This window comes from Salipiger bermudensis HTCC2601 (assembly GCF_000153725.1).
Classification (GTDB): domain Bacteria; phylum Pseudomonadota; class Alphaproteobacteria; order Rhodobacterales; family Rhodobacteraceae; genus Salipiger; species Salipiger bermudensis.
Genome location: NZ_DS022276.1, coordinates 2,943,984 through 2,961,062, shown reverse-complemented (window position 1 = coordinate 2,961,062; position 17,079 = coordinate 2,943,984). Strand labels below are relative to the sequence as shown.

General features: G+C 66.0%; 16 protein-coding genes. All 16 read right to left on the bottom strand.

The window, feature by feature from the left end; genetic code table 11:
* Positions 1-23 precede the first annotated feature (23 nt).
* Positions 24-1,061 carry an L-threonine 3-dehydrogenase gene (gene tdh / locus R2601_RS13930; protein ID WP_007799423.1) on the bottom strand — a complete coding sequence of 346 codons (1,038 nt, stop codon included), beginning with the start codon at positions 1,059-1,061 and terminating at the stop codon, positions 24-26.
* A complete protein-coding gene (locus R2601_RS13925; RefSeq protein ID WP_007799421.1) occupies positions 1,058-2,245 on the bottom strand; it encodes a glycine C-acetyltransferase in 1,188 nt (395 codons plus the stop codon). Before R2601_RS13925 ends, tdh begins: the two co-directional genes overlap by 4 nt.
* A gap of 114 nt (positions 2,246-2,359) precedes the next feature.
* The gene (locus R2601_RS13920) at positions 2,360-2,929 is read right to left on the bottom strand and encodes a helix-turn-helix domain-containing protein (protein WP_007799419.1); all 570 of its coding nucleotides are present in this window, start codon (positions 2,927-2,929) and stop codon (positions 2,360-2,362) included.
* Between the two features lie 50 nt (positions 2,930-2,979).
* A complete protein-coding gene (locus R2601_RS13915; protein WP_007799417.1) occupies positions 2,980-4,647 on the bottom strand; it encodes a ribonuclease J in 1,668 nt (555 codons plus the stop codon).
* A complete protein-coding gene (locus R2601_RS13910; RefSeq protein WP_007799414.1) occupies positions 4,644-5,423 on the bottom strand; it encodes a type III pantothenate kinase in 780 nt (259 codons plus the stop codon). The genes R2601_RS13915 and R2601_RS13910 overlap by 4 nt, the downstream gene beginning before the upstream one ends.
* A 14-nt stretch (positions 5,424-5,437) precedes the next feature.
* Positions 5,438-6,184, bottom strand: a complete 747-nt coding sequence (locus tag R2601_RS13905) for a biotin--[acetyl-CoA-carboxylase] ligase (protein ID WP_007799413.1) — start codon at positions 6,182-6,184, stop codon at positions 5,438-5,440.
* 126 nt (positions 6,185-6,310) lie between these two features.
* Positions 6,311-7,753, bottom strand: a complete 1,443-nt coding sequence (nuoN, locus tag R2601_RS13900; RefSeq protein WP_007799411.1) for an NADH-quinone oxidoreductase subunit NuoN — start codon at positions 7,751-7,753, stop codon at positions 6,311-6,313.
* An 11-nt stretch (positions 7,754-7,764) separates the two neighbouring features.
* Positions 7,765-9,315 (bottom strand): NADH-quinone oxidoreductase subunit M, encoded by a 1,551-nt coding sequence (locus R2601_RS13895; protein WP_007799410.1) that lies wholly within the window; start codon positions 9,313-9,315, stop codon positions 7,765-7,767.
* Positions 9,315-11,471 carry an NADH-quinone oxidoreductase subunit L gene (gene nuoL / locus R2601_RS13890; protein WP_007799407.1) on the bottom strand — a complete coding sequence of 719 codons (2,157 nt, stop codon included), beginning with the start codon at positions 11,469-11,471 and terminating at the stop codon, positions 9,315-9,317. The genes R2601_RS13895 and nuoL overlap by 1 nt, the downstream gene beginning before the upstream one ends.
* Positions 11,472-11,477: 6 nt before the next feature.
* Complete coding sequence (nuoK, locus tag R2601_RS13885; RefSeq protein ID WP_007799404.1) at positions 11,478-11,783, bottom strand: NADH-quinone oxidoreductase subunit NuoK; 306 nt, start codon at positions 11,781-11,783, stop codon at positions 11,478-11,480.
* 199 nt (positions 11,784-11,982) lie between these two features.
* Positions 11,983-12,591 (bottom strand): NADH-quinone oxidoreductase subunit J, encoded by a 609-nt coding sequence (locus R2601_RS13880; RefSeq protein ID WP_007799400.1) that lies wholly within the window; start codon positions 12,589-12,591, stop codon positions 11,983-11,985.
* Entirely contained in the window at positions 12,588-12,992 is a 405-nt protein-coding gene (locus R2601_RS13875) for a carboxymuconolactone decarboxylase family protein (protein WP_007799398.1), read from the bottom strand. Before R2601_RS13875 ends, R2601_RS13880 begins: the two co-directional genes overlap by 4 nt.
* A gap of 102 nt (positions 12,993-13,094) precedes the next feature.
* On the bottom strand, positions 13,095-13,589 hold the full coding sequence (gene nuoI, locus R2601_RS13870) for an NADH-quinone oxidoreductase subunit NuoI (RefSeq protein ID WP_007799396.1): 495 nt from the start codon (positions 13,587-13,589) through the stop codon (positions 13,095-13,097).
* Positions 13,590-13,597: 8 nt separating this feature from the next.
* The gene (gene nuoH, locus R2601_RS13865) at positions 13,598-14,635 is read right to left on the bottom strand and encodes an NADH-quinone oxidoreductase subunit NuoH (protein ID WP_007799395.1); all 1,038 of its coding nucleotides are present in this window, start codon (positions 14,633-14,635) and stop codon (positions 13,598-13,600) included.
* A 10-nt stretch (positions 14,636-14,645) separates the two neighbouring features.
* The gene (locus R2601_RS13860; RefSeq protein ID WP_040544734.1) at positions 14,646-15,041 is read right to left on the bottom strand and encodes a YNQ4 family lipoprotein; all 396 of its coding nucleotides are present in this window, start codon (positions 15,039-15,041) and stop codon (positions 14,646-14,648) included.
* Between the two features lie 2 nt (positions 15,042-15,043).
* Positions 15,044-17,044, bottom strand: a complete 2,001-nt coding sequence (gene nuoG / locus R2601_RS13855) for an NADH-quinone oxidoreductase subunit NuoG (RefSeq protein WP_007799393.1) — start codon at positions 17,042-17,044, stop codon at positions 15,044-15,046.
* Positions 17,045-17,079 lie beyond the last annotated feature (35 nt).

Sequence of the window (17,079 nt, the reverse complement as noted above, 5' to 3'; positions counted from 1 at the left end):
GGAACCCGGGACATCTTACGCCCTCAGCGCCAGTCCAGCACCACCTTCCCCGAGAGCCCGCTGCGCATGATCTCGAACCCCTCGCGAAAGTCCGTTGCCGCGAAGCGGTGGGTGATCACCCGGCGCACGTCGAGCCCGTTCTCCAGCATCGCGATCATCTTGTACCAGGTCTCGAAGATCTCGCGGCCATAGATGCCCTTGAGCGTGATCGCCTTGAACACGATGCGCGACCAGTCGACCGGGCTCTTGCCCGGCGGAATGCCCAGCAGCGCGATGCGCCCGCCCATCACGAGGCTTTCGACCATCTGGTCGAGCGCCGCCTGATTGCCCGACATCTCGAGCCCGACGTCGAAGCCCTGCTTCATCTTCAGCCGCGCCGCCACGTCGCGCAGATCCTCCTGCGCCACGTTGACCGGCACCACGTCCGTCACCTGCGCCGCAAGCTCGAGCCGCGCCGGGTTGACGTCGGTGATGACGACGTGCCGCGCGCCCACGTGCCGTGCCACCGCCGCGGCCATGATGCCGATGGGGCCGGCGCCGGTGATCAGCACGTCCTCGCCCACCAGATCATAGCTCAGCGCCGTGTGCACCGCGTTGCCCAGCGGATCGAGGATCGCGCCGATCTCGTCGTCGACGGCATCGGGCAGCGGCACCACGTTGAAGGCCGGCAGGCGCAGATACTCGGCGAAGGCGCCCTGCTCGTTGACGCCGATGCCGCGGGTCTCGGGATCGAGGTGAAAGCGCCCGGCGCGGCTCTGGCGGCTCTGACGCCCGATCAGGTGTCCCTCGCCCGAACAGCGCTGGCCGATCTCGAGACCGGTCACGTCGCGGCCCAGCTCGACGATCTCGCCGGCGAATTCGTGGCCGGTGATCAGCGGCACCGGCACGGTGCGCTGCGCCCACTCGTCCCAGTTCCAGATATGGATGTCGGTACCGCAGATGCCGGTCTTGTTGATCCGGATCAGCACATCCTCGGGGCCGATCTCGGGCACCGGCGCCTCGACCTGCCAGAGACCCGGCTCCGGCTTCGACTTCTCCAATGCGATCATCTGGTTGGTCATGTCAGCACCCCTGTGTCGCGGCCGGCCCGGTCAAAGGCGGCGAGGGCCTCGTCAAGATCCGCGCGGGTCAGCGCGGCGTTCATCTGGGTGCGAATGCGGGCGCGGCCCTTGGGCACCACCGGGAAGAAGAACCCCGACACGTAGACGCCAAGCTCGTAGAGCCGCTGCGCCATCGCCTGCGCCTTGCGGGCATCATACAGCATCACCGGGATGATCGGGTGCTCACCCTCGAGAAGGTCGAACCCGATCTCGGTCAGCCCGTCGCGCCAGTAGCGGGAATTCTCGAAGAGCTGCGCCCGCAGGTCGTCGCCCTGCTCGACCAGATCGAGCGCCTTGAGCCCAGCGGCCACCACCGCCGGCGGCAGCGCATTGGAGAAGAGATAGGGCCGCGCGCGCTGGCGCAGCAGGTCGATCACCGGCTGCGGCCCGGCGATATAGCCGCCAAGCGCGCCGCCGAGCGCCTTGCCCAGCGTCCCGGTGAGGAGGTCTGCGCTGACCCCGCAATGGGCTGGCGTGCCCTCGCCCTTCGGCCCCATGAAGCCGGTCGCATGGCAATCGTCGACCATCAGCAGCGCGTCGTATTGATCGGCCAGTGCACGGATCTCGGGCAGCTTGGCAAGGTAGCCATCCATCGAGAACACCCCGTCGGTGGCGATCATGATATGGCGCGCGCCATCCGCCCGCGCCGCCTTCAGCTGCGCCTCGAGATCCGCCATGTCGGAATTGGCGTAGCGGTAGCGCTTGGCCTTGCAGAGCCGGATGCCGTCGATGATCGAGGCGTGGTTCAGCGCATCCGAGATCACCGCGTCCTCCGGCCCCAGAAGCGGCTCGAAGAGCGCGCCGTTGGCATCGAAGCAGGCGGCGAAGAGGATGCTGTCCTGCGTGCCGAGGAAGGCTGCCAGCCGCTGCTCGAGCTCGCGGTGCAGATCCTGAGTGCCGCAGATGAAGCGCACCGAGGCCATCCCATAGCCGTGATCGCGCATCGCTTCCGTCGCCGCCTCGACCAGCGCCGGGTGATCGGCGAGCCCGAGGTAGTTGTTGGCGCAGAGATTGATCAGCTCGCGCCCATCGACGCCGACGCGGGTGCCCTGCGGCGAGGTGATCAGCCGCTCGGTCTTCATCAGGCCTTCGGCCTCGATCCCCGCGAGCGTGTCGCGCATGTGGCTGAGAAAAGCATCGGACATGAGGGCACTCCTTCCGTTGGATTGCGCCCCTTTTCCGACATTACGGATTTTAGGTCAATATAAAAGATACGTTATCGCGGATTCAAATCCGCTATGACGTCACACACCACACCCTCATGGCGTCTCCACGATCAGGAAGCAGCGGGCGCCCTGCTCGCCGGCGCGGATCGCATGTGCGACATCGGCAGCGTAGCGCGCCGTGTCGCCCGGCGCGAGTGTCTCCTGCGCCTCGCCCGAAACCACGCTGAGACCGCCCTCGAGCACCGTCAGATGCTCGCGTGCGCCCTGCCCGTGCGGCCCGCTCTCGAGCGCACCGCCGGGATCGAAGCGGATGTCGTAGATCTCGTAGATGCCCACCTTCTCGGGCTCCGAGAGGATGGTGATGTGGCAGCCCTGCCCGTGGCCGGTGATCGTCGGCGCCTGTGCGGCGCGGATCACCTCGATGCCGCGCTCGGGCTGGCCGAGCTCCAGCAGCCCGGCGAAATCCACCTGCAACGCGCGGGTGAGGTTCCACAGCGTCGCCACCGTCGGGTTGCTTTCGCCGCGCTCGATCTGGCTGACCATCGAGCGGCTCACGCCCGACAGTTTCGCCACCGCGTCGAGCGACAGGCCACGGGCCTGCCGCGCCTCTTTCAGGCGTCCGGGAATGCGGCCGAGCACCGCCTCTGCGTCATGATCCGTCATGACGGATGGCATGGCGCAAGGCAGCGACCGCGTCAACGGTGTCGGCCGCCTCAGGAGAGGCGGCTGACCACGATGGTGACTTCCGGCTTCTTGCCGATCTCGTTCTGGGCGGTGTTGCGCACGATGCGGCGCATGCCCTCCTCGATCTTGTCGTCATCGGTGAGGGTCTTCTCGCCGGCACGGCCAAGGAACTGGCTCAGGTCCTCTTCCAGCACCTCGACCAGCGAGGCGTTGGATCGCCCGGTCTCGGGCAGGCCCTTCAGCTCGCACCACGGCTCGCCCAGCGGCTCGTCATCCTCGTCGAGGATCACCGTCACGATGACATGGCCGTTCAGCGCCATGCGGATGCGGTCGCGCACGATGCCGTCAAGCGCACCGATCTGCACCGAGCCGTCGAGATAGGTGCGGCCCGCGTCGATCCACTCGGCCACGGTGGGCTCGTTGCCGCTCAGGTCCATCATCATGCCGTTGACCGCCAGCACGCCGGCACGGCCCTTGGCCTTGGCAAGCTTGACGTGCTCGCGCAGGTGACGGTGTTCGCCATGCATCGGGATCACCAGCTGCGGCGACACGATCTCGTGCAGCCGCTCGAGATCGGGCCCATTGGCATGGCCCGAGACGTGATACTTGCCGGCGCTGTCATCGACCACGTCGACGCCCTTCTCCGACAGGTTGTTCATGATCCGGATCACGTCCTTCTCGTTGCCCGGGATGGTCTTGGAGGAGAACAGGAACATATCGCCCTCCTTCAGCTCGATGCCGTTGTACTTGCCGCGCGACAGCTGCGCGCTGGCGGCGCGGCGCTCGCCCTGGCTGCCGGTGACGATCAGCATGACGTTCTCGCGCGGGATCTGCACCGCGTCCTCGGGCCCGATCACCGGCGGGAAATCGGTCAGCACGCCGGTCTCGATGGCGGCCTCGATCATCCGCCGCATGGCGCGGCCCAGAAGGCAGATCGAGCGGCCCGCCTTGGAGCCCGCCTCGGCCAGCGTCTTAACCCGCGCCACGTTGGAGGCGAAGGTGGTGGCGACCACCATGTTGGGCGCGCCGGCGACCAGTTCCTCGATATTCGGCCCGACCTCGACCTCCGAGCGGCCCGGGTTGGGCGAGAACACGTTGGTCGAGTCGCAGATCAGCGCCTTGACGCCGCCCGCCGAGACCTCGGCGAAGAGCTCGGGATCGAAAGCTTCGCCCACGATCGGGGTCGGGTCGAGCTTGAAGTCGCCCGAGTGGATCAGCCGCCCGCCGGGCGTGTCGATGACCAGCGCCGAGCTTTCCGGGATCGAGTGCGAGATCGGCAGGAAGCCGACCTTGAACGGCCCCGCCTCGACGGTCTCGGGCCATTTCGAGCAGGTCTGCACCGTGTCCTCGGAATAGCCGTACTCGGCCAGCTTCTGGCGCGCCAGGTTGGCGGTGAAGGCGCGGGCGTGGATCCGGACGCCGAGCCGCTCGAAGCAATGGCCCACGGCGCCGATATGGTCCTCGTGGGCGTGGGTGATGAACACCGCCTCGATGCGGTCGCGGTTCTGCTCCAGCCAGGCGATGTCGGCGAAGATGATGTCGACGCCGGGGCTGCTGTCCATGTCGGGGAAGGCGACGCCCAGATCGACGACGATCAGACGCTCCTTGCCCGGTTCGCCATATCCGTAGACATAGCAGTTCATGCCGATCTCGCCGGCGCCCCCCAGCGGGAGGTAGATGATACGCTCGTTACTCATGCAGTTTCCTGCCTCTTGTTGTAGCTGTGTATGACGGTCAGACCATGCATGGTGAGTTCATCCACCCACTCGTCGAACAGGTCCTCGGATTGCTGGAAAAGAGGCGCCAGCCCGCCTGTTGAGATGACCCTCATCGGCCGATCACGTTCGGCCTTGATGCGGTCGCAAATTTCACGGACGAGGCCGACATAGCCCCAGAACACGCCCGATTGCATGCAGGCCACGGTGTTTGTGCCCACCACGCGCTGCGGCTTGGTGATGTCCACATGCGGCAACGCGGCGGCGGCCTGGTGCAGCGCCTCGAGGCTGAGGTTCACGCCCGGCGCGATCACGCCGCCGACGTAAGCCCCGTCGCCTGCCACCACGTCGAAGGTGGTGGCGGTGCCGAAGTCCACCACGATCAGGTCGCCGCCATATAGATCGTAACCCGCCACCGTGTTTACAAGACGGTCCGGCCCCACCGCGGTGCCCGCATCGACGCGCACATCCACCGGCAGCCGGCAATCGGGCTTGCCGACCACGTAGGGCCGCGTGTTGAAATAACGGTCGGCCAGGACGCGCAGGTTGAACACCACCCGCGGCACGGTCGACGAGATGATCATGTCGGTGATGTCGGCCTCGATGCCCTGGAACTCCATCAGGGTCGAGAGCCAGACATAATACTGGTCGGCGGTGCGCTGATGCTCGGTCGAGGTCCGCCAGGTGGCGAGGAAGCGCTCGCCGTCCCAGATCGAGAAGACCGTGTTGGTGTTGCCGCAGTCGATGGCGAGAAGCATCAGTGCCTCCTCCCTCAGAAAAACACGTCCGCCGCGGCGATCGCCTGCCGCCCGGCGCTGCTCTTCAACACCAGATTTCCGCCGGCGTCCACGGTCTCGAAGGTGCCTGTGATCTCGGCCGTGCCGGTGCGCGCCGTGATCACCTCGCCCAGCCGCGCGGCGCGCGCCAGCCAGGCCTCGCGCAGCGGCGCGAAGCCATAGGTCACGAACCGGGCCTCGTGCTCGGCATAGGCGCTGGCCAGCAGCTCGAGAAACGCCTCGGGCTCCACGTGCACCCCGGTCTCCGACAAGAGCGACACCGGACGCAGCGCACCGGGCTCGACCTCGTCGGCGCCGGGTGCGGCCACGAGGTTGACCCCGATGCCGATCGCCAGATGCGCCACGCCGCGGCGCTGGCCGAGGCTCTCGAGCAGGATGCCCGCCACCTTGCCGCCATTGAGCAGCACGTCGTTGGGCCATTTCAGCGCCAGCCCGTCGACCCGGCCGGTGGCCGCGGAGAAGGCATCGAACAGCGCCAGAGAGGCCACGAAGCTGCGCAGCGCCACGAGCTGCGGCGCCTCTCGCGGCATGGTCACCAGCGTGGCGGCGAAATTGCCCTCGGGGTTGGCCCAGGCCCGCCCGCGCCGCCCGCGCCCGGCGGTCTGGCGCAGGGCGCAGATCCATTCGGGCCCCGCCAGCGTCCCCGCCAACCGCGCGGCTTCGGCATTGGTGCTGTCGATCTCCGCCAGCACCCGGCGGCCATATCCCGCGGGCCAGCTCACGCCCGCGCCCCGTTGTGTTTCTTCTGGCTCAAAATATCCCCGCCGGAGGCAAACCCGCCGCAGGCGGCACGAAAAAAGCGACGCGCCAGAGGCGCGTCACCGTTTGCAGGCATCTGGCGGTGCGGCTCAGTTGACAAGCGTCGCCGCCGCCGCGGCCGCGGCGCCCTCGACGCCGAAGAGGTTCACAACCCCCGCCACCATCAGGAAGGCCGAGACCATCAGGAAACCCCAGAGCACCGGGGACCCGCCGGTATCCAGCGCGTCCTCGCGCTCTTCACCGAAATACATGAAGTAGACGATGCGCAGGTAGTAGAAGGCGCTGATCACCGAGGCGATCACACCGGCCACCGCCAGCCATGCCAGCCCGCCGCCATAGGCCGCCTGCAGCACGTAGAGCTTGCCGAAGAAGCCCACCAGCGGCGGCACGCCCGCGAGGGAGAACAGCAGCACAAGCATCGCCAGCGCCTTGCCCGGTTCGCGCTTGGAATACATCCCCAGCGCGCCGATATCGGTCACCGGCTGGCCCTCGCGGCTCAGCGACAGGATGAAGGCGAAGGTGCCGACATTCATCGTGACGTAGATTGCCATGTAGACCAGCATCGCCTGCACGCCGAACTCGGTGCCCGCGGCCAGTCCCATCAGGGCAAAGCCCATATGGGTGATCGAGGAATAGGCCATCAGGCGCTTGATGTTGCGCTGGCCGATGGCGGCGATGGCGCCGAGGAACATCGACAGCAGCGACAGCAGCGCCACGACCTGGCTCCAGTCGGCGATGGCGCCGCCGAAGGCGTCGAAGAGCAGCCGTGCGAAGAGACCCATCGCGGCAACCTTCGGCGCGGTGGCAAAGAACGCGGTGACCGGGGTCGGCGAGCCTTCGTAGACGTCAGGCGTCCACATGTGGAACGGCACTGCCGAGACCTTGAACGCCAGGCCCGAGATCATCAGCACCAGGCCGATCAGAAGGCCGATCGACATGTGCCCCTCGGTGGCCGCCGCGATGACGCCGGAGAACAGCGTGGTGCCGGCGAAGCCGTAAACCAGCGAGGCGCCGTAGAGCAGCAGGCCCGAGCTCAGCGCGCCGAGCACGAAGTATTTCAGGCCGGCCTCGGTCGAACGCTCGCTGTCGCGGCGCAGCGAGGCCACGACGTAGAGCGCCAGAGATTGCAGCTCGAGCCCCATGTAGAGCGTCATCAGGTCACCGGCCGAAACCATGACCATCATGCCCACGACCGAGAGCAGCACCAGCACCGGGTACTCGAAGCGCAGGAGCCCGTGGCGCGACATGTAGCCTTCGGACATCAGCAGCACGACCGCCGCCGAGAGCAGGATCGCCACCTTGGCGAAGCGCGAGAAGGCATCGTCGGTGAACATGCCCCAGAACGCCGTCTGGTCCTGCCCGCCGGTGGTGCCGATCCAGAGCGCCATGACCAGCATCACCGCAGCGCTGGCCCAGACCAGCACCGGGGCGAGCTTGTCCTTGCCGGTATAGACCGCGCCGATCAGTGCCAGCATGGCAAAGACCGCCAGAACGATCTCCGGGAGGATGATGTTGAGATCAGCCGAGATCATGCCCCGCCCCCTTAGTGGTTCGCTTCGGCCACGGTCGGTCCGCCAAGATCGGCGGCCGCGACGGCCGTGTCATAATTGCCCACGAGCGCCTCGACCGAGGGCCCGATGATGTCCAGCGCCGCCGCCGGGTAGACCCCGAGCCAGAGCGTCATGACCACCAGAGGCGCGAAGATCCACTTCTCGCGCGAGGTCATGTCCTGGATGGTGCGCAGGCTCTCCTTGATCAGGTCTCCCAGCACCACGCGGCGGTAGAGCCAGAGCGCGTAGGCCGCCGAGAAGATCACCCCCGAGGCGGCCACGGCGGCGACCCAGGTGTTGACCTGGAAGATGCCCATCAGCGTCAGGAATTCGCCGATGAAGCCAGAGGTGCCCGGCAGGCCGACATTGGCCATGGTGAAGAGCATGAAGATCAGCGCGTAGGCCGGCATCCGGTTCACCAGGCCGCCATAGGCGTCGATCTCGCGGGTGTGCATCCGGTCGTAGATGACGCCAACGCAGAGGAACAGCGCGCCCGAGATGAAGCCGTGGCTGATCATCTGGAAGATGGCACCGTCGATGCCCTGCTGGTTGGCGGCAAAGATGCCCATGGTCACGTAGCCCATGTGAGCGACCGACGAATAGGCGATGAGCTTCTTCATGTCCTCCTGCACCAGCGCGACGAGCGAGGTGTAGACGATGGCGATGGCCGACATCCAGAACACCAGCGGTGCCATGACCTCGGAGCCCACCGGGAACATCGGCAGAGAGAAGCGCAGGAAGCCGTAGCCGCCCATCTTCAGCAGGATCGCCGCCAGCACGACCGAGCCCGCGGTGGGCGCCTGCACGTGCGCATCCGGCAGCCAGGTGTGCACCGGCCACATCGGCATCTTCACCGCGAAGCTGGCGAAGAAGGCGAGCCAAAGCATGGTCTGCAGGCCACCGACGATGTGGATACCCAGCACCTCGAAATCGGCGAAGGCGAACTCGTGCGCCAGCAGCGTCGGGATGTCGGTGGTGCCGGCATCGGCATACATCGCCACCATCGCCACCAGCATCAGGACCGAGCCGAGGAAGGTGTAGAGGAAGAACTTGAAGCTGGCATAGATGCGGTTCTTGCCGCCCCAGATGCCGATGATCAGGAACATCGGGATCAGGCCTGCCTCGAAGAACAGGTAGAACAGCACCAGGTCGAGCGCCATGAACACGCCGAGCATCAGCGTCTCGAGCAGCAGGAAGGCGATCATGTATTCCTTCACCCGCAGCTTGACGTCCCAGCTCGCGAGGATGGTCAGCGGCATCATGAAGGTGGTGAGCATGACGAACAGCACCGAGATACCGTCCACGCCCATCTTGTAGTTCATCCCCATGATCCAAGTCCCCTCTTCCACCATCTGGAAGCCGGTGTTCGAGGCATCGAACTGGAACAGGATGAACAGCGAGATCACGAAGGTCGCCGAGGTGGCGATCATCGCCAGCCACTTGGCGTTGCGGTCGGCGGCAGCATCCCCGCCGCGCAGGAACAGCGCCAGGATCAGCGCCGCCAGCGCGGGCAGGAAGGTGACGATGGACAGCAGGTTATCCATTAGTGGGCCCCTCCGAGGATCGACATCCAGGTCACCAGGATCGCGATCCCGATCACCATGGCGAAGGCGTAGGTGAAGATGTAGCCGGACTGCGCGCGTCCCGCGAGCTTGGTCAGGAAGGGGATGATCCCCATCGCGACGCCGTTGATGGTGCCATCGATGACGTTGCCGTCACCGCGCTTCCAGAAGAACAGGCCCACCGCCTTGGCGGGGCGGACGAAGAGGAAGTCATAGGCCTCGTCGAAATACCACTTGTTCAGCAGGAACAGGTACAGCGGACGCTGGTTCTCGGCGAGTTTGCGCGGCAGCGTCGGGTTCACGATGTAGAACCAGTAGGCCACCACGAAGCCCAGCACCATGGCGATGAAGGGCGAGAGCTTCACCCAGACCGGCGCGTGGTGCGCGTCGTCCATCACCGTGTTGTCCGGCGCCATGTAGATCGCGCCGTAGTCGAGCCCGGTGGCGGCGTGGGCAGTGTCGCCCTCCTCGCCATGCGCCGCGTCGGCGGCTGCGGTCTCTTCCGCGGGGGCCTCTTCGGCTGCGGGCGCAGCCTCCTCGCCGTGGCCGGCTTCCGCGGTCTCGGTGCCAGTCTCGCTGCCATGGCCGCCTTCGGAGGCCTCGGCGTGATGCGCGGGCATTCCGAAGAAGCTCAGCACCTTGTCATGGTCGCCAAAGAAGGACTTGTAGAACACCATGCCCGAGAACACCGCGCCGATGGCGAGAACGCCCAGCGGGATCAGCATCACCTTGGGGCTTTCATGTGCGTGCTCGTGGGTGTGCTTGTCGCCCCGCGCCTTGCCGAAGAAGGTCAGGAAGATCAGGCGCCAGCTGTAGAAGCTGGTGAACAGCGCCGCGATGACCAGCATCCAGAAGGCATAGCCCCCTGCGGTGCCGGCCCAGGCGCTCTCGATGATCGCGTCCTTGGAGACGAAGCCCGCGAAGCCGAACCAGCCGGTGAGCGGGATGCCGACGCCGGTGATCGCCAGCGTGCCGATCATCATCGCCCAGAAGGTCATCGGGATCTTGTTCTTGAGCGCGCCGTAATTGCGCATGTCCTGCTCGTGATGCATGGCGTGGATCACCGAGCCCGCCCCGAGGAACAGCATCGCCTTGAAGAAGGCGTGGGTCAGCAGGTGGAACATCGCCACCGAGTAGACGCCGACGCCGGCGGCCACGAACATGTAGCCGAGCTGCGAACAGGTCGAGTAGGCGATGACGCGCTTGATGTCGTTCTGCACGAGGCCGACGGTGGCGGCGAAGAACGCCGTGGTCGCGCCGAGGAAGGTGATGAAGGCGGTGGCCTCCGGCGCGAACTCCATCAGCGGCGACATGCGGCAGACGAGGAACACGCCCGCGGTCACCATGGTGGCGGCGTGGATCAGCGCCGAGACCGGCGTCGGGCCTTCCATCGCGTCGGGCAGCCAGGTGTGGAGAAGCAGTTGCGCCGACTTGCCCATCGCGCCGATGAACAGCAGGAAGGCGATCAGGTTGGCCGCGTTCCACTCGCGCCACAGGAAGTGGAGCTGGGTCTCGGCGATGTTCGGCACTTCGTTGAAGATGATGTCGAACTGGATGCTGTCGGTCAGGTAGAACAGCCCGAAGATCCCGAGCGCAAAGCCGAAATCGCCGACCCGGTTGACCACGAAGGCCTTCATCGCGGCGGCGTTGGCCGAGGGCTTCTTGTAGTAGAAGCCAATCAGCAGGTACGACGCCAGGCCCACGCCCTCCCAGCCGAAGAACATCTGCACGAGGTTGTCGGCGGTCACCAGCGACAGCATCGCGAAGGTAAAGAGCGAGAGATAGGCGAAGAAGCGCGCCTTGTAGGGCGTGTGCTCGAACTGAGGGTCATGAGCCATGTAGCCGAAGCTGTAGAGGTGCACGAGCGCCGAAACCGTGGTCACCACGATCAGCATGATCGCGGTCAGCCGGTCGACGCGGATCGCCCACTCGGTCGAGAGCGTGCCGCTCTCGATGAAGCGGAACAGCGATACCGTGTGCGCCTCGCCCAGCGTCAGGAACACGATCCACGACAACAGGCAGGCCAGGAACAGCAGGCCGGTGGTGGTCCACATCGCGGCGGTCTCGCCGATGATCTTCCAGCCGAAGCCACCGATGATGGCGCCCACGAGCGGCGCGAAGAGGATGATCGTCTCCATCTCGCTTTAGCCTTTCATCACGTTGACGTCTTCCACGGCGATCGAGCCGCGGTTGCGGAAGAAGCAGACGAGGATCGCAAGGCCGATCGCCGCCTCGGCTGCGGCCACGGTGAGCACGAAGAGCGTGAAGACCTGCCCCGCGAGATCGCCGAGATGCGCCGAGAAGGCCACGAAGTTGATGTTCACCGAGAGCAGGATGAGCTCGATGCTCATCAGCAGGATGATGACGTTCTTCCGGTTCAGGAAGATCCCGAAGATGCCGGTGACGAACAGCACCGCCGCCACTGTGAGGTAATGCTCGACTCCGATCATGTGCGCTCTCCGTTCCGGCGCCGCGACTGGCGCACCCCGAGGACGACGGGAACGAAGATTCCCGCGAAAAAGATGGCTATCCAACTGGCTACGCTCATCGCTGTCCCTCTTCCGCCCCTGTTGCGGAGCATTTGTCTTGCGTCGGGCCCGCGGGCCCCGTTCTGGTCGCTCGCCCGGGCGGGCGAGCCGGGCGGCGGCCTTAGAGCCCCTGCCCCGGTTTCACATCCCGAAGTTCCATCGCCTTCTTCGGATCGCGGTACATCTGCGCCAGCACGTTCTGGCGCTTGACGTCCTGGCGGTGGCGCAGGGTCAGCACGATGGCCCCGATCATCGCCACCAGCAGGATCAGGCCGGCGAGCTGGAACAGCAGGAAATAACGGTCATAAAGCAGCAGGCCGAGCGCCGCGGTGTTCTGGGTCTCGGTGGCCAGCGGCGTCGGGGCCGAGAGCTGCGAGGCGGCGATCTCGGAGACCTCCCACACGCCGAAGGCCATGCCGAGCTGCATCAGGAGGATGACGCCGATCAGCAGCGCCAGCGGCATGTATTTCGCCATCCCGGCCCGAAGCTCGGCGAAATCGACATCGAGCATCATCACCACGAAGAGGAACAGCACCGCCACCGCGCCCACGTAGACGATGATCAGCAGCATCGCCACGAACTCCGCCCCCAGCAGTACGAACAGCCCGGCCGAGCTGAGGAAGGCCAGGATCAGCCAGAGCACCGAGTGCACCGGGTTTCGGCTGATCACGGTGAACAGCCCGCCGACGATGGTGCAGAGCGCGAACAGGTAGAAGGCGAACACGGTCATTCTTCGTCATCCTTGTTGTCTTCCATCACCTCGCGCGCAAGCTCCATGGCGCGGGTCATGGCGGGTATGCCGGCGAACATCGACATGTGGGCGATGGTCTCGGCGATCTCGTCCTTGGTGGCGCCGGCCTCGATCAGGTGGCGCACGGTCATCCTGACCGGCGTATCGGCCTGCGCGCCCTGCATCGTCAACCCCGCCAGCGTCAGCAGAAGCCGGGTCTTGCTGTCGAGACCCTCCTTCGACATGCCGCGGCCGAACCAGAACTCCATGAAATCCTTGGGCATGGTCGGCCAGAGCTTTTCGTACTCGCGCGGCGAGAAGCTCTCGAGCGCGGGGTTGAAGGCCTTCGCCATCTCCTGCGCCTGCTGCATCATCAGCTCGAACGGGGTCTTTTCGGTCATGCCGTCAATCCTTGGTCAAGCGCACCGCCACACCGCCGCGCGAGGCGGCAGCGGCTTGCGGAAAGGGCGGTGCGGGTGGCGGTCATGGCGATCTCTCTCGGCTCAGCGGTAGGGCGCGTCCAGTTCGAGGTTGCGGGCGATCTCGGCTTCCCAGCGCTCGCCGTTCTCGAGCAGCTTCTGCTTGTCGTAGAACAGCTCTTCACGGGTGTCGGTGGCAAACTCGAAGTTCGGCCCCTCGACGATGGCGTCGACCGGGCAGGCCTCCTGGCAGAAGCCGCAATAGATGCACTTGGTCATGTCGATGTCGTAGCGCGTGGTGCGGCGGCTGCCGTCATCGCGCGGCTCGGCATCGATGGTGATGGCCTGGGCCGGGCAGATCGCCTCGCACAGCTTGCAGGCGATGCAGCGCTCTTCGCCGTTGGGATAGCGGCGCAGCGCGTGCTCGCCGCGGAAGCGCGGCGACAGCGGGCCCTTCTCGTGCGGGTAGTTGAGCGTGGGCTTGGGCGCGAAGAAGTATTTCAGCCCGAGGGCGAAGCCCTTGATGAAGTCGGTGAGCAGGAAATACTTGGCCGCGCGGCCGTAATCGATCTGAGTCATGAGCTAGCTTAACCTCCCGTGGTCCAGCGGGCGAAGATGCCCCAGAACCAGCCGAACTTGGCGGCAAAGGACACGAAGACCACCCACACGAGGCTGAACGGAAGGAACACCTTCCAGCCAAGACGCATGAGCTGGTCGTAGCGATAGCGGGGCGTGATCGCCTTCACCATCGCGAAGATGAAGAAGAAGAAGGCCATCTTGCCGACCATCCACAGCGCGCCGTCGGGCAGCCCCGGGATCGGCGACAGCCAGCCGCCGAAGAACAGCAGCGAGGTCAGCGCGCACATCAGGAAGATGGCGATGTATTCGCCGGCCATGAAGAGCAGGAACGGCGTGGCCGAGTATTCCACCTGGTACCCGGCGACGAGCTCGGATTCCGCTTCCGGCAGGTCGAAGGGCGGGCGGTTGGTCTCGGCCAGCGCCGAGATGAAGAACAGGAAGACCATCGGGAAATGCGGCAGCCAGTACCAGCCGAAGAAGCCCCAGCCGGTGTCCTGCGCCTGCACGATGTTGCCGAAGTTCATCGAGCCGGTCGAGATGATCACGCCGATGATGATCAGGCCGATCGACACCTCGTAAGAGATCATCTGCGCGGCAGAGCGCAGCGAGCCGAGGAACGGGTATTTCGAGTTCGACGCCCAGCCGCCCATGATCACGCCGTAGACCTCGAGCGAGGAGATCGCGAAGACGTAGAGGATGGCCACGTTGATGTCCGAGAGCACCCAGCCGTCCGAGAACGGGATCACCGCCCAGGCGATCATCGACATGACGAACGAGATCATCGGCGCGAGGATGAACACCGCCTTGTCGGAACCGGCGGGGATCACCACCTCCTTGAGCACGTATTTCAGCGCGTCGGCCACCGATTGCAGGATGCCGAAGGTGCCCACGACGTTCGGCCCGCGCCGCATCTGGACAGCGGCCCAGATCTTGCGGTCACCGTAGACCAGGAACAGCAGCGAGATCATCACGAAGCCGAGCACGGCCAGGCACTGGGCCAGGATGATCACGAAGGTTCCGAGTGGGGTTGAGAAGAAGTCTGCCATCAAGTGTCCCTCACACCATCGGTATTTCGTTCTCGGCGCAGGCTGACGCGACGACTTCCGCGTCGATCGTCTTCAGCCCTGCGGGCAACGCCGCCGAGATCGTGTAAACAGCATCTCCGCGCCAGAGGCCACCCTCTTGCGCGACATTCGTGCGCAGATGCCGCGCGAATCCGTAGCCGCGGATCAGCGCGTACTGCGCCGCGGCGCAACGGGCGTAATCCTCGACATCCGCCGCATCGCGGGCGCCGCGCATCTGCACGAAGAAATTCACCAGATCGCCGTCGAGCAGCCGAGTCTCCACCCCCTCGTAGACCGGCACGAACGGCGCATCGGGCTCCTGTGCCGTCTCGGCGCAGGAGGCCAGCGCCGTCAGCGCGAGGCAGGAGAGGGAGAGGCGCGCCCGCATGGTCATTCGGCGGCGAGCGGCTGGTCGCGGCGGGCCTTGGCGTTGGCCGACAGCTCGGCCATCAGCACGCTCGACCGCGCGATCGGGTTGCTCAGGTAGAAATCCTTGATCGCGTAGCGGAACGACGCTTTGCCCAGCGAGCCCGGCTCGGTGCTGGCCCAGGTGTTGCCCGGAACCTCGTCGATCTGCGCCAGGTGCGGCACCTCGGCGACCAGCTTCTGGCGCAGCTGCGGCAGGCTGTCCCACGGCAGCGTCGCGCCAAGCTCGGCCGAGAGGGCGCGCAGGATGGCCCAATTCTCCTTGGCTTCGCCCGGCGGGAAGCAGGCGCGCATGGCAAGCTGTGGACGGCCCTCGGTGTTGACGAAGAGCCCGTTCTCTTCCGTGTAGGCGGCGCCCGGCAGGATCACGTCGGCGCGGTGCGCGCCACGGTCGCCGTGGCTGCCCTGATAGATCACAAAGGGCCCCTCGGCGATCTCGAGCTCGTCGGCGCCGAGGTTCCAGATCACGTCGGCCCCGTCGATGGCGGCATCCATGCCGCCCTCGGTCACCGCGTTCACGTCGAGCGCGCCGACGCGGGCGGCGGCGGTGTGCAGCACCATGAACTTGGCAGAGGCGGCCTCGGCCAGCTTCATCGCGGTGGAAAGCACCGCGGCGCCATCGGCCTCCTGCAGCGCGCCCTGCCCGACGATGACCACAGCACCCTCGCCCGCCTCGGCGGCGGAGAGAGCGGCGCGATCGGCACCGAGATGCTCGTAATCATAGGTCAGATCCACCGCTTCGCCGATCAGCTTCACGGTGGCGCCGTGCAGCCAGGCCTTGCGGATGCGCGCGTTGAGCACGGGCGCTTCCTGCGCCGGGTTCGCGCCCACGAGGATGACCTCGCTTGCGACATCGAGGTCCTCGATCAGCGCGTTGCCGACATAGGCCGAGCGGTTGCCGGCGGGCAGCTTGGCGCCATCGGTGCGGCACTCGACCGAACCGCCCTGCCCCTCGATCAGGGTCTTGAGCGAGAACGCCGACTCGACGGAGGCGAGATCGCCCACCAGGCCGACCGGCTTCTTGGCGCCCTTCAGCGTCTCGGCGACCTTGGTCAGCGCCTCGGGCCAGGTGGCCGGGCGCAGCTTGCCGTTGTCGCGGATATAGGGCTTGTCGAGGCGCTGGCGGCGCAGGCCGTCCCAGACGAAGCGGGTTTTGTCCGAAATCCACTCCTCGTTCACGCCGTCATGGTTGCGCGGCAGGAAGCGCATCACTTCGCGGCCCTTGGTGTCGACCCGGATGTTGGAGCCGAGCGCATCCATCACGTCGATGCTCTCGGTCTTGGTCAGCTCCCACGGGCGGGCGGTAAAGGCGTAGGGCTTGGAGACCAGCGCGCCCACCGGGCACAAGTCGATGATGTTGCCTTGCAGGTTCGAATCCAGCGTCTGGTTCAGGTAGCTGGTGATCTCCGCATCCTCGCCGCGGCCGGTCTGGCCCATCTGCGCGATGCCCGCCACCTCGGTGGTGAAGCGCACGCAGCGGGTGCAGGAGATGCAGCGGGTCATGTGGGTCTCGACCAGCGGGCCGAGATCGAGATCGTCGACGGCGCGCTTGGGCTCGCGGAAGCGCGAGAAGTCGACGCCATAGGCCATCGCCTGGTCCTGCAGGTCGCATTCGCCGCCCTGGTCGCAGATCGGGCAATCGAGCGGGTGGTTGATGAGCAGGAACTCCATCACCCCCTCGCGCGCCTTCTTGACCATCGGCGAGTTGGTCTTGACCACCGGCGGCTGGCCCTCGGGCCCGGGGCGCAGGTCACGCACCTGCATGGCGCAGGAGGCCGCGGGCTTGGGCGGGCCGCCCACCACCTCGACAAGGCACATGCGGCAGTTGCCAGCGATCGACAGGCGCTCGTGGTAGCAGAAGCGCGGGATCTCGATCCCGGCCTGCTCACAGGCCTGGATCAGCGTCATGGCCGGATCGACCTCCAGCTCTTTCCCGTCGATGATGATCTTGCGCAGGTCACTCATTGGCATCTTCCCAGACAGAATTGTGCCTCGGCGCG

What these genes read in the sequence shown, in the direction of transcription:
- tdh (WP_007799423.1), bottom strand. Translation starts at nt 1,061, where the DNA reads ATGACCAACCAGATGATCGCATTGGAGAAGTCGAAGCCGGAGCCGGGT.
- R2601_RS13915 (WP_007799417.1), bottom strand. Translation starts at nt 4,647, where the DNA reads ATGAGTAACGAGCGTATCATCTACCTCCCGCTGGGGGGCGCCGGCGAG.
- nuoG (WP_007799393.1), bottom strand. Translation starts at nt 17,044, where the DNA reads ATGAGTGACCTGCGCAAGATCATCATCGACGGGAAAGAGCTGGAGGTC.
- R2601_RS13925 (WP_007799421.1), bottom strand. Translation starts at nt 2,245, where the DNA reads ATGTCCGATGCTTTTCTCAGCCACATGCGCGACACGCTCGCGGGGATC.
- R2601_RS13895 (WP_007799410.1), bottom strand. Translation starts at nt 9,315, where the DNA reads ATGGATAACCTGCTGTCCATCGTCACCTTCCTGCCCGCGCTGGCGGCG.
- R2601_RS13860 (WP_040544734.1), bottom strand. Translation starts at nt 15,041, where the DNA reads ATGCGGGCGCGCCTCTCCCTCTCCTGCCTCGCGCTGACGGCGCTGGCC.
- nuoN (WP_007799411.1), bottom strand. Translation starts at nt 7,753, where the DNA reads ATGATCTCGGCTGATCTCAACATCATCCTCCCGGAGATCGTTCTGGCG.
- nuoK (WP_007799404.1), bottom strand. Translation starts at nt 11,783, where the DNA reads ATGATCGGAGTCGAGCATTACCTCACAGTGGCGGCGGTGCTGTTCGTC.
- R2601_RS13880 (WP_007799400.1), bottom strand. Translation starts at nt 12,591, where the DNA reads ATGACCGTGTTCGCCTTCTACCTGTTCGCGCTCTGCACCATCGTCGGC.
- R2601_RS13910 (WP_007799414.1), bottom strand. Translation starts at nt 5,423, where the DNA reads ATGCTTCTCGCCATCGACTGCGGCAACACCAACACGGTCTTCTCGATC.
- nuoH (WP_007799395.1), bottom strand. Translation starts at nt 14,635, where the DNA reads ATGGCAGACTTCTTCTCAACCCCACTCGGAACCTTCGTGATCATCCTG.
- R2601_RS13920 (WP_007799419.1), bottom strand. Translation starts at nt 2,929, where the DNA reads ATGACGGATCATGACGCAGAGGCGGTGCTCGGCCGCATTCCCGGACGC.
- nuoI (WP_007799396.1), bottom strand. Translation starts at nt 13,589, where the DNA reads ATGACTCAGATCGATTACGGCCGCGCGGCCAAGTATTTCCTGCTCACC.
- nuoL (WP_007799407.1), bottom strand. Translation starts at nt 11,471, where the DNA reads ATGGAGACGATCATCCTCTTCGCGCCGCTCGTGGGCGCCATCATCGGT.
- R2601_RS13875 (WP_007799398.1), bottom strand. Translation starts at nt 12,992, where the DNA reads ATGACCGAAAAGACCCCGTTCGAGCTGATGATGCAGCAGGCGCAGGAG.